Source organism: Polynucleobacter yangtzensis (assembly GCF_027924165.1).
Lineage (GTDB): Bacteria > Pseudomonadota > Gammaproteobacteria > Burkholderiales > Burkholderiaceae > Polynucleobacter > Polynucleobacter yangtzensis.
The window spans coordinates 531,536-543,564 of sequence record NZ_AP026973.1; the positions used below are offsets into that span (position 1 = coordinate 531,536).

A 12,029-nucleotide genomic window follows, 5' to 3' on the forward strand; every position below is an offset into this window, starting at 1 on the left:
CCTGATTTTAGGTGGCATTTGAGTATTCCATCGGTTTGCCCGCGCGATTCACTAAACTGTGGCTATGTTGAGACTTCCTATAGAGCTAGAAATTGGCCTGCGCTACACCCGATCTAAGCGTCGTAAGACGGTGGGAAAGCGTGATGGCTTCCTATCCTTTATCTCCGGAATCTCTACTGCAGGTATCGCTTTAGGGGTTGCTTCTCTGATCGTAGTTCTCTCTGTCATGAATGGCTTTCAGAAAGAAGTGCGTGATCGCATGTTGTCAGTTCTCTCTCATGTGGAAATTACCGCACCTGATGGCTTGGCAAACTGGGAGCCGCTAGCACTTAAAGTGGCGGCTCAACCACATGTAGTTGGTGTAGCGCCCATGGTAAGCTCTCAAGGGCTTCTTAGTCGTGAGAGCATGATGCGCGGTGTAGCGATTCGGGGGATCTTGCCAAGCGAAGAAGGCAAAGTATCTGATTTACCAAAGCAATTTGTTGCTGGCAGCATTGATGATTTAAAGCCAGGAAGTTTCGGTGTTGCTTTAGGCGCACAGCTGGCAGCAATTGTTGGCGCACACGTTGGTGATCGTATCAATTTAATTGTTCCTGAGAGTGATTTAACTCCAGCCGGTGCTATGCCTCGTATGCGCACACTTCAGGTGGTGGGCATTGTGGATAGTGGTCATTATGAATATGACAGCTCCTTAGCCATCATGCATTGGAAGGATGCTGCTGCCTTATTACGGCTTCGTGACCCATCCGGCTTGCGTGTCAAACTCGATGATATGCAGCGTGCGCCAGAGGTTGCTAATGAGTTGGCAGCTATCGTGCCCCAAGCTCTCTGGGTGACTGATTGGTCAAGATCAAATCGCAACTGGTTTGCCGCAGTTCAAACCGAAAAGAAAATGATGTTCATTATCCTAACGTTGATTATTGCTGTTGCGGCGTTTAATTTGGTATCTACCTTGGTGATGACGGTGAACGAGAAGCAGGCTGACATTGCCATTCTGAGAACAATGGGCGCTAGCCCTGGACTTATTCAGAGAATATTTTTAATTCAAGGTTTATCGATTGGTTTGTTGGGATCTTTAGCCGGGGTTGGTTTAGGTTTGCTAATTGCACTCAATATTGATGTCATCGTTCCAGTCATTGAGACAATCTTCCGAGTGCAATTTTTGCCACGTGAGGTGTACTTCATTAGCGAGCTACCTTCTGATGTTAGAGCTAGTGATGTACTAACGGTTGGCTTGATGGCTTTTGGACTATCTGTATTGGCAACTTTATATCCAAGCCGTAGAGCTGCTAAGGTTCAGCCAGCGGAGGCTCTGCGTTATGAGTAATTTAGAGAACTTAATACTCAAAGCCAGAGGTCTGGCTAAGACTTACGGCCAAGGACCTACTGCAGTTGAGGTTCTTAAAGCAATCGATTTGGATGTCGCACCTTCAGAAAAGCTTGCTATTGTTGGATCCTCGGGCTCTGGCAAGAGCACTTTGTTACATCTTCTCGGCGGTTTAGATACTCCAAGCTCCGGTTCAGTCATTTTGGCTGGCTCTAATCTGAATAATTTATCAGTGAAGAAATTGGATCAGCTGCGTAATCACAGTTTGGGCTTCATTTACCAGTTCCATCACCTCTTAGACGAATTTAGCGCTGCTGAGAACGTTGCATTACCGCTGCGTATCCGCGGCTTGAGTAATGATGAGTCAATGGATCGCGCTAGCAAAATGCTCAAAGCGGTTGGCTTATCAGCTCGTGAGCTTCATACCCCAGGTGAGCTATCGGGTGGAGAGCGTCAGCGTGTTGCCGTAGCTCGCGCCTTAGTTGGTAATCCTGTTTGTGTTCTGGCAGATGAGCCTACCGGTAACCTAGATACTGAGACTGCCGATGGCGTATTTGATTTGATGTTAAATATTGCTCGCGACCAAGGCACTGCCTTTGTGATCGTGACTCATGACCCTATACGCGCTAAACGTTGCGATCGGATTTTGCATTTAGAGCGTGGAGTATTAAAGCCATTCTCGGTGTGAGTAGGCATCCCATGTGGATCGATACCCATTGCCATCTAGATGCTCCCGAGTTTACGGACTCATTGCTTGCAGTTGTCCATGCTGCCCAAGAAAAAAAAGTTAAAGCAATACTTCTGCCTGCTGTGAAGGTAGCCGACTGCGCCCACGTAAAAGAATTGGCACATCAATATAGCGAAGAGATTCCTGGGTTGGTTTACACCCTTGGAATTCATCCTTTGTATACGAATCAAGCGCAAGAGATTGATATCGCTACGCTTGAGAAGCATATTGTTGAATCACTTTCTGATCCCCGTTTTGTGGGTGTAGGTGAAATTGGTTTGGATTATTTTGTCGAGGATCTGGATCCTCATAAGCAGGAATTCTTTTTCAATGCGCAGTTGGATTTAGCGCAGAAGTATCAGTTGCCTGTCATCCTGCATGTGCGTCGCTCACAGGATGCAATCCTAAAAGCTTTGCGTCGTCGCAATATCTCTGGTGGTATTGCCCATGCTTTTAATGGCAGCTTCCAGCAGGCCGAACAATTTATTGAGCTTGGATTTAAGTTGGGCTTTGGTGGTGCGGCTACCTATGAGCGTGCCCTACAAATTCGAAGACTCTTAAAAGAGTTACCGCTAAATAGCATCGTGACTGAAACCGATTCCCCTGACATTCCGCCCGCGTGGCTCAGAGAAGAAGGCATTGCCTTTAATGAACCGGCTTTTGTTGAGAGAATTGCAAAGGAATTGGCATCGATTCGAGATATTAATGATGCTGAGTTTGCTTCTGCGGTTTGGAGTAATGCGATGCAGGTATTGCCGCGCTGGTCAGCTCTCTGTGCTGATCAACCCAATCTCAATCTAGCCTCTTAATTCATTGCGTTTAGCTATTACGGCGTTTATCGCCGGGGGATCGCTCCTTCTCTTTTTACCGAAAGTTCCGGAATATTGGGCGTTCGCCTGCATCGCATTCAGTGCTCTATGTTTGTTAGTAATGTGCTTTACCCATCAAGCCACACTAACTAAAAAGCTTGCAATCATTGGTTTGCTATTTGTAATGGGGTTTGCGTGGAATGCTCAATATGCTGAAAACCGTTTGGAAAATATTCTGGCAACAGAGTTGGAGGGTAAGGAGTTAACTCTTGAGGGCAGAGTAGCGGCATTGCCGCAAAGTAATTCGTCGGGGGCAAAGTTTGCTTTTGAAGTTGACAGGGCTAGTTTGGGCAAAGAACTTCTTGAGCAATTTCCAAGAAGAATCTACTTAAGTTGGCAGCCCGCTTGGAGAAATCCTCAGGAAATTCCGGACATCATTCCTGGGCAGCGCTGGAAGTTCAAGTCTAAGTTAAAGCGTCCTTATGGTTCTCTTAATCCCTATACCTTTGATTTTGAGCGCTGGTCCTTTCATCAAGACTTTGGCGCAAGTGGCTCAGTGAGGGCGGGAGAGTTATCACTAGATAAAGACATCGCTTGGACTGAGATTGAGTTGCGTATGGAGCTGATGCGTTGGCACTTGCGTAAAAAGATACGTTCTATGCTTCCGGATGATGCAAGGTATGCAGGTGTACTCATTGCTTTAGTGATGGGCGATCAAAATGCAATTAATCAGGATGACTGGCAAGTGTTCAATGCAACTGGTATTGGGCATCTCATTTCCATATCAGGATTACATGTCACGATGTTGGCTGGCGTTGGCGCCTCTTTTGCGGCCTTCGTTTGGCGTCGACGTACTTGGCCCCTGATTGCGCCGGTCAGCAAGGTTGCAGCAATCTCTGGATTTATCACGGCATTTGTTTATGCATGGTTAGCTGGCTTTCAGATACCGGCGCAAAGAACGATGTATATGGTTGGTGTTGTAGCGTTTGCTTTATGGACCGGCAGAAATCCTCGATCGTTTGATATCTGGTGGTGGGCCTTGGCTTTTGTGCTGCTTATTGATCCTATGGCTCCTTATACCCCAGGCTTTTGGCTATCTTTTGGTGCGGTAGCAGCCATCTTGTATGCGATGGGTGATTCGTCTGGTTTGCTGGGTATTCCAACAGGGAAGGAGTCGCAAGTTCATTGGACTCTTCGTGTGGCTCAAGCATTGCGTGAAGCATGTCGTGTACAGACTGTTGTCACTCTGGCACTGTTGCCATTTACTTTGTATTGGTTTTATCAAGTTTCCGTTGTTTCGCCGCTAGCAAATGCTTTTGCCATACCCTTGGTGAGCTACATCGTGACGCCATTAGCAATTATCGGAGCATTACTCCCGGAGTTCATTGGGCGCTGGTTAATGTGGCCAGCCCATGCAGCTATGGAATATTTAGCAATTGCTCTTGAGTGGATGGCGAATTGGAGTTGGTCTGTAGTTTGGTCAAGACAACCAGAGTGGTGGCTGTTGCTAGCGGCCGGAGTGGGTATTGTTTATGCTATTCGTCCTGGCGAGATTGCGGATACATGGAGGCGAAGATTGTTAGGCATTGCTTTTTCCGTGCCGTTATTTATTTCGCCTTTACAACTATTGAGCACATCTCGAATTTCTCAAGGAGAATTTAGAGCAAGCGTTTTAGACATCGGCCAGGGTACTGCAGTACTCATTGAAACTAAGAATAGAAGGCTGCTGTACGACACCGGACCCATTCAAGGCAAAAAAGATGATGCGGGGCAGAGAATTATCTTGCCGTATTTGCGTGGCAGGGGAGTAGATCATATTGATCGCATGGTGATTAGTCATAGCGATAGCGATCATGTGGGTGGTGCTGCAACACTACTAAAACATATTCAGTTTGATTCCATGATGGGATCATTGCCTAGCAACAATCCCTTGCTGCAAAATTTGCAGCAGAGAAGGATTCCCAGTATCCCTTGTCGTTATGGACAGCGCTGGATATGGGATGGTATTGAATTCGTCATCTGGCACCCCCATGAAACAACGGTATTTTCCAATCAACATCCTGGTAAGCCCAATGAGATGAGCTGTGTACTCGAAGTGCGCAATACGCAAAGCTCGCTTTGGTTAACGGGTGATGTTGAAAGGCAGGGTGAAGCAGAAATTACAGAGCGGCTAGATGCAGAAATGCTTAAGGAAATTGGCGCAAGGGAGTTGATATTTATGGCGCCCCATCATGGCAGCAAAACATCTTCTTCATTGGCGCTTCTAAAACGATTAGACCCCGATCAAGCATTTACGCAAAATGGTTATCGAAATCGATATGGGCATCCACATCCGGATGTGACAGCGCGTTACAGGAGTTTAAATATTCCTTTTTATCAAACTCCAGAAACAGGATTTCAGACTTGGTTATTTAAAAATAATGCTAAGTCTTCGACACATTTTTGGAGGCATGATATAAAACGACTATGGCATCGCTAGATGTGGAATTGAATAAAGGATTTGCATATGAACAAGCTACTCGCCTTATCTTCTTTAGTTGTTGCTGTAACAGTTGGCTGTGCCGGCGCAAATGTGCGCCCACTAGTGGATATGAAGGGCGTCAATGAGGCGGCATATGAAAAGGATTTAAGTGAATGCCAGGCTTATGCGCAACAACAGTCTGGTATGGGCGAGACTGCTGCTAAGGGTGCTGGTGCTGGCGCTGTTGTGGGCGGCCTATTAGGTCTTGTGACAGGTGGCAACAAGACTGGCATTGTTCAGGCAGCTGGTGCTGGCGCAGTAATCGGGGGTGCAGGCGGCGCCTTTACCGGTAATCAAGCACAAGAAGCTGTAGTTAAGAGATGTTTAAGTGGGCGCGGTTACAAGGTTTTGAACTAAACCTAGCCCTATAAATAGTCCAAAAGCCTGAGGAATCGGGCTTTTTTTGTTGCCCAGAAAAGCAAAAAGCCCTTAATAATTAAGGGCTTAGAACGTAAATCTTGGTTGCGGGGGCAGGATTTGAACCTACGACCTTCGGGTTATGAGCCCGACGAGCTGCCAGACTGCTCCACCCCGCGTCTGAAGCTGAAATTCTACCATTTTTTGGGGGTCACTGTCGAGGTATTCCTGTAAATAAGGCATAAATAAGCGGTTTTTGAGTGCAAATTCTGGATTTAACGCATCTCTAGAAGGAGTAACATATTGCCACGCAACATCACCTTAAGGTTATGAGATGTCAATTAGTAATCCAGAGTTCTCAAGCTCAACACTTCTAAATCCAGTAGAGGTAAGTGGACCTGAGGGCGAGCATAAAAAAAGTCTTGGCGTAATGATGCTTGCGGCTATCGGTGTTGTGTTTGGTGACATTGGAACTAGCCCCCTATACGCACTTAAAGAATGTTTTGATCCACATCACGGCATTGCTTACACACCAGAAGCGCTGTTTGGCGTGATCTCCATGATGATCTGGGCGTTGATCTTGGTTGTGACAGTAAAGTATGTCTTGTTTGTGATGCGTGCGGATAACAAGGGTGAGGGTGGCGTTCTCTCATTGATGGCGCTAGCTTTGCGTTCATTTGATAGCAAGTCCAAAAGCTACTTCTTTTTTATGATCATGGGCATGCTTGGCGCATGCATGCTTCTCGGTGAGTCTGTGATTACCCCTGCAATTTCTGTTTTATCAGCAGTTGAGGGTATTGAGATCGCAACACCAGGCTTGCATAAATTCATCATTCCCATTTCATTGATTATTTTGGTGGCCTTGTTCCTGATTCAGAAATATGGAACCGCTGCAGTAGGTAAATTATTTGGCCCCATCACCTTAGCTTGGTTTCTGACATTGGCTGCTTTAGGCGCCTGGAACATTGGCGATGCGCCGCAAATCATCGCCGCTATTAATCCTTTATACGCCGTTAATTTTGTGATGTTGCACCCTACGACTGCTTACATCGTGATGGGCGCGGTGGTATTGGTTGTGACGGGTGTTGAAGCCCTCTACTTAGATATGGGTCATTTCGGACGCTCTCCTGTTAGATATGCGTGGCTGCTAGTTGTATTGCCTAGTTTGTTGATTAATTATCTTGGGCAAGGTGCATTGGTTCTCTCTGATCCTGAAGCAATTAAAAATCCGTTCTACTTAATGGTTCCAGAGTGGGCTCTTTGGCCTGTGGTTGGCTTGGCAACAGCTGCTACTGTAATTGCATCTCAGGCAGTGATTTCAGGGGCATATTCATTGGTGAGCCAAGCTATTTTGTTGGGCTTTATGCCGCGCATGAATATTCAGCACACCTCTGATTCCGAGCAGGGGCAGATCTATATTCCCCTAGTAAATTGGGCTTTGTTATTTATGGTGGTCGTTACCATCATCGAGTTTAGAGAGTCTGTAAATTTAGCTGCTGCATATGGTATTTCAGTCACCTCTACCATGTTGATCACCACGATATTGTTGGCTGTTGTGATGTTCCGTGAATGGAAAATGAATTTCATATTAGTAGCCCTCATCACCGCTGCATTCTTCGTTGTTGATTTTGCTTTCTGGACTGCTAATCTCATTAAGCTAAAAGATGGCGGTTGGTATCCTTTAGCCTTGGGCTTGCTCTGCTTCACCTGTTTGATTACTTGGTATCGTGGACGTCAAATATTGCGTAAGCGTGCCATGGAAGAGGGTATCCAATTAAGTAGCTTTATCGGAGCCTTGTTGCAACACCCTCCGCACCGTGTTGAAGGTACAGCAGTCTTCCTAACTGCCCACGTAGACTATTTGCCAGTCTCTTTCTTGCATAACCTGAAGCACAACCATGTGCTACATGAAAGAGTGTTTTTCTTGAAAGTGAGTATTTGGGACGTGCCTTACGTAAACGATAAGGATCGCATTACCTTGAAGGATCTCGGTGGAAATATTTTTGTTGTACGAGCTATTTACGGCTTTAAAGAAACGCCAGATATGGGAACTATCATTCAGTTGATTGAAACTCATTTCGACATGAAGTTTGATATGATGAACACCTCATTCTTCCTGTCTCGCGATACTATTGTTCCATCGGCAATTCCGGGTATGGCAATGTGGCGCGAGAAGTTGTTCTGCTGGATGTATCAAAATGCAGGACGTCAATCGAACTTCTTTAAGATTCCTGCAAACCGTTTGGTTGAGTTGGGTGCAAAGGTCGAGATTTGAGAAAAAATCTCTTGCTCCAATCAAAGATATTTATTTCAATATTTTTGTTGTCTACTGCATTGAGCGGTGTTGTATTAGCCACCCCTGCAGAAGAGGCTGAGCTCGAGCAGTTGGATAGAATTGAGCAAGAGCTGGAGCTCCAGCGCGAGTGGGCAAAGTATCGCTGGGGCAAAGCTTCATCTGAGTGCTATCAAAACTACTGGGTTAACTCTTGTTTAAAAGATGCTCGAGCTCTATATCGAAAAGAGATTGACCCCATTCGCCAGCAAGAAGTAGCTTTGCATGAAGTCCAGCGCAAGTTGCGCGAAAGCATTAAGAATCAGGAGGACATAAAGCGTGCTGCTGAGAGGGCATCTCCAGAAAAAGCCGCTGAGCGCGCTGCTAACCAAGCCGAATTCGAGCAAAAGCAAAAAGATGCTGCCGCTCGAGCGGCTGATTTAGAGCAACGTCGTAAAGACGCACCTAAGCGTGCGCAAGAAAATAAAGCGGGCACTCAGCTCGATTAATGTTTTACTAAATTCAATTTCATTAGGTAACTCTTGGCTAAAGTCAAAACGGTTTATATCTGTCAGTCTTGTGGTGGCACTTCTGCCAAGTGGCAAGGTCAGTGCCCATCTTGTCAGGCCTGGAATACCTTGGAAGAAGGTCTTCCAGAAACCACCTCTAATGCTCGATTTCAGGGTTTGGCGCAATCCTTGCCAAGACAAAAGCTCTCTGCCATTACTGCTGAAGACTTACCAAGATTTAGCACGGGTGTGGAAGAGTTTGATCGTGTGCTGGGTGGCGGCTTAGTTCCAGGCGGCGTTGTGCTCTTGGGTGGTGATCCTGGTATCGGTAAATCAACTTTGCTATTGCAAGCGCTTGCAGAGATGAGCGCTGCTGGTATGAATGTGCTCTATAGCAGCGGCGAAGAATCAGCTGCCCAGATTGCTTTACGTGCAAAACGTATTGCGTTAGATGCCCCACAGTTGGAAGTCTTGGCTGAAATTCAGTTGGAGAAACTGATTTCCATTATGGATACCGTGAAGCCACAAGTATTAGTGGTGGATTCCATTCAGACTTTGTACTCTGAGGTTTTGAGTTCAGCTCCTGGTTCTGTTGCGCAAGTTCGTGAGTGTGCGGCGCAACTCACTCGAGCTGCAAAATCGAGTGGTATCTGTGTCTTAATGGTCGGACACGTCACCAAGGATGGTCATCTGGCTGGTCCTAGAGTTCTAGAACACATCGTTGATACCGTTTTGTATTTCGAGGGTGATACCCATTCCTCTTTCCGTTTAGTGCGATCCATTAAGAACCGCTTTGGCGCTGTCAATGAGTTGGGCGTATTTGCTATGACTGAAAAGGGTTTGCGTGGTGTAACCAATCCTTCGGCGATCTTTTTGTCACAGCATGAGCAAATGGTTCCTGGTGCTTGCGTGTTAGTGACGCAAGAAGGTAGTAGACCCTTATTGGTGGAGATCCAGGCCTTAGTTGATACGGCGCATGTACCTAATCCCCGCCGATTAGCTGTTGGCTTAGAGCAAGCTCGCTTAGCGATGCTGCTGGCGGTATTGCATCGTCACGCTGGTGTAGCCTGCTTTGATCAAGACGTTTTCTTAAATGCGGTGGGTGGCGTCAAGATCTCTGAGCCTGCCGCAGACTTAGCTGTTCTGCTTGCCATTCAATCATCGATTCGTAACCGCGCATTACCAAAAGAATTGATTGTCTTCGGTGAAGTTGGTTTGGCGGGTGAGATTCGCCCATGTCCTCGTGGTCAAGAGCGTTTGAAAGAAGCTGCTAAGTTAGGCTTCACTGTAGCCATCATTCCAAAGGCCAATATGCCTAAGACAAAGATTCCAGGGCTGAAGGTAATTCCAGTTGAGCGAATTGATCAGGCAATCGCAGCGGCAGCAGAGTTGAGTTAACTCTGCTGTCTTAACGTAAGTCTTCTGCTTGAATCAATAAGACTTGCTCTTCACCTGCTGATACTTCCATCCAGATTGCCGGAATTTGCGGGAAAGCCTTTTTGAAGTTCTCGTACTCATTGCCAATTTCAAGCAAGATGGCGCCACGCTCTGATAAATAATCTGGTGCTGAAGCAAGAATGCGTCTAATGATGTCCATGCCATCATCGCCACCGGCTAGAGCGAGCTCTGGCTCAGCATGATATTCAGCTGGAAGCGCATTCATAGAGGCTGCATTCACATAGGGTGGATTGCAAATAATGAGATCGAAGAGATTGTCTTCATTGGGCTCAGGCAACGCATCCCACAAGTCACCATTTAATAGCTCCACTTGGGAGTTCAGACTATGGCGATCAACGTTACGCGCCGCAACTGAGAGTGCGGGCATGCTGATATCGCAGGCGCTTACATGTATATCTGGACAAGATAAAGCCAAGAGGATTGCGAGTGAGCCATTACCGGTGCAAAGGTCTAGCGCTTTGCCATCAGCTGGCAACCAAGGCTCTAGTGAACCATCGACGATGAGCTCAGCAATCCAGGAGCGCGGCACTATGCTTTGCTCGCTACAAAAGAATGGCACACCCATGAGCCATGCTTCGCCTAGGATGTAGGCCAATGGCTTGCGTGTAGAAATTCTGGTATCAGCAACAGCGGATGCTTTTTGCTGTTGATCTTCAGAGATAGCGTCATCTAAATGATCAAGCGCCTCTGCTGGACTCAGATCAAGTTGTTTGCTCACAATCCACAAGGCTTCGCTTTGTGCATCGATAGCGCCATGGCCGTAATGCAATTTACCTGCTTCGAGTTTTTGTGCAATCTGATTGATGCACTGGTTCACAGTAAGGTGTTGCTGAGACTCAGGGTCCATGATGGAAGGTTCTTTGGGAGAAAAGGGGTGCGCAGTTAAGCGATCAAGCGATAAGCTGTTCGAGTGTCTTGCGATAGATGTTTTTGAGTGGTACTACGTCATCCACAATCACACACTCATCGATCTTGTGGCTTGTAGCATTCAGAGGTCCGAATTCCACAACTTCTTTACAGATCTTGGCGATAAAACGACCATCACTTGTGCCGCCTGTAGTTGAAAGTTCTGTTTCAACATTAGTTTCTTCTTTGATGGCTTTGCGTAATGCACCAGCCAAGTCGCCATCATCAGTAATGAATGGGCTACCACCTAATACCCAATCTATTTCAAACTCAAGGCCTGCGTCTTTTAGGATCTTCTCTAGGCGCTCACGCAATTGCTCTGGCTTACTTTCAGTAGAGAAGCGGAAGTTAAAGTCGATAACAAGTTCACCGGGGATGACATTGTTTGCGCCAGTACCAGCATGTACATTGGAGATCTGAAAGCTCGTAGGCTGGAAGTATTTATTACCTTTGTCCCACTCGGTTTCCACTAATGCAGAAATTGCGGGCGCAGAAAGGTGAATAGGGTTCTTGCCCAAATGAGGATAAGCAATATGCGCTTGAATACCTTTTACCTTGAGCTTGCCTGATAGAGAGCCGCGACGACCATTCTTAATCATGTCGCCGAGCTGATCGACTGAGGTGGGTTCGCCAATTACGCAGTAGTCCAAACGTTGACCATGTTTTTGTAAACGTTCGCACATGATGACGGTGCCATCATTGGCGGGCCCTTCTTCATCGCTGGTGATTAAGAAGGCGATAGAGCCTTGATGGTCGGGATGCGAAATAACAAATTCCTCAGTAGCCACTACAAAACCAGCGAGAGAGGTTTTCATATCTGCCGCCCCACGCCCGTAGAGCATGCCGTCACGAATCGTTGGCGTAAATGGGTCGCTTGTCCACTTCTCTAGTGGACCTGTAGGTACTACATCAGTGTGACCAGCAAACATCAAGACTTTGCCTTGATCTCCAGCTTTACCTTTTTTGATCGCCCACAGATTCGTTACTTGAAAATTTTCAGGACCACTCACCACGCTCTCAGTGTGAAAGCCGATGGCTTGAAGACGCTTTGCAATTAAATCTTGGCAGCCACCATCAGCCGGTGTTACGGAGTGGCAGGCGATGAGAGCTTCGGTGAGCTCTAGTGTGGCGCTCATATATTCG

The 12,029-nt window shown here is 46.7% G+C and carries 10 protein-coding genes and 1 tRNA gene; 8 read left to right on the forward strand and 3 right to left on the reverse strand.

Annotated elements, in window-relative coordinates:
* The first annotated feature begins 64 nt into the window (after positions 1-64).
* The 5 genes from QMF28_RS02850 (at position 65) to QMF28_RS02870 (ending at position 5,741) form a co-directional block, all read left to right on the forward strand.
* Positions 65-1,327 (forward strand): lipoprotein-releasing ABC transporter permease subunit, encoded by a 1,263-nt coding sequence (locus QMF28_RS02850; RefSeq protein ID WP_281743168.1) that lies wholly within the window; start codon positions 65-67, stop codon positions 1,325-1,327.
* On the forward strand, positions 1,320-2,015 hold the full coding sequence (locus QMF28_RS02855; protein ID WP_281743169.1) for an ABC transporter ATP-binding protein: 696 nt from the start codon (positions 1,320-1,322) through the stop codon (positions 2,013-2,015). Before QMF28_RS02850 ends, QMF28_RS02855 begins: the two co-directional genes overlap by 8 nt.
* 11 nt (positions 2,016-2,026) lie before the next feature.
* Complete coding sequence (locus tag QMF28_RS02860) at positions 2,027-2,863, forward strand: TatD family hydrolase (protein ID WP_281743170.1); 837 nt, start codon at positions 2,027-2,029, stop codon at positions 2,861-2,863.
* Positions 2,864-2,984: 121 nt separating this feature from the next.
* Positions 2,985-5,342: a DNA internalization-related competence protein ComEC/Rec2 gene (locus tag QMF28_RS02865; protein WP_425594904.1), complete on the forward strand. Its 2,358-nt coding sequence runs from the start codon at positions 2,985-2,987 to the stop codon at positions 5,340-5,342.
* A 27-nt stretch (positions 5,343-5,369) separates the two neighbouring features.
* Positions 5,370-5,741, forward strand: a complete 372-nt coding sequence (locus tag QMF28_RS02870; RefSeq protein ID WP_281743173.1) for a glycine zipper family protein — start codon at positions 5,370-5,372, stop codon at positions 5,739-5,741.
* Between the two features lie 102 nt (positions 5,742-5,843).
* Here QMF28_RS02870 and QMF28_RS02875 read toward each other — a convergent pair.
* Positions 5,844-5,920, reverse strand: a tRNA-Met gene (locus QMF28_RS02875).
* 251 nt (positions 5,921-6,171) lie between these two features.
* On the opposite strand from QMF28_RS02875, the gene QMF28_RS02880 reads away from it, so the two are divergent.
* The 3 genes from QMF28_RS02880 to radA are packed head-to-tail and all read left to right on the forward strand — an operon-like array spanning position 6,172 to position 9,920.
* A complete protein-coding gene (locus QMF28_RS02880) occupies positions 6,172-8,016 on the forward strand; it encodes a potassium transporter Kup (RefSeq protein ID WP_425594908.1) in 1,845 nt (614 codons plus the stop codon).
* Positions 8,013-8,522 (forward strand): hypothetical protein, encoded by a 510-nt coding sequence (locus QMF28_RS02885; protein ID WP_281743174.1) that lies wholly within the window; start codon positions 8,013-8,015, stop codon positions 8,520-8,522. The genes QMF28_RS02880 and QMF28_RS02885 overlap by 4 nt, the downstream gene beginning before the upstream one ends.
* 33 nt (positions 8,523-8,555) lie before the next feature.
* Positions 8,556-9,920 carry a DNA repair protein RadA gene (radA, locus tag QMF28_RS02890; RefSeq protein ID WP_068322465.1) on the forward strand — a complete coding sequence of 455 codons (1,365 nt, stop codon included), beginning with the start codon at positions 8,556-8,558 and terminating at the stop codon, positions 9,918-9,920.
* A 10-nt stretch (positions 9,921-9,930) separates the two neighbouring features.
* Here radA and prmB read toward each other — a convergent pair whose 3' ends face one another.
* Both prmB and dapE read right to left on the reverse strand, forming a co-directional pair.
* A complete protein-coding gene (prmB, locus tag QMF28_RS02895) occupies positions 9,931-10,827 on the reverse strand; it encodes a 50S ribosomal protein L3 N(5)-glutamine methyltransferase (RefSeq protein WP_281743175.1) in 897 nt (298 codons plus the stop codon).
* Between the two features lie 43 nt (positions 10,828-10,870).
* On the reverse strand, positions 10,871-12,022 hold the full coding sequence (gene dapE, locus QMF28_RS02900; RefSeq protein WP_068322471.1) for a succinyl-diaminopimelate desuccinylase: 1,152 nt from the start codon (positions 12,020-12,022) through the stop codon (positions 10,871-10,873).
* Between the last annotated feature and the right edge of the window lie 7 nt (positions 12,023-12,029).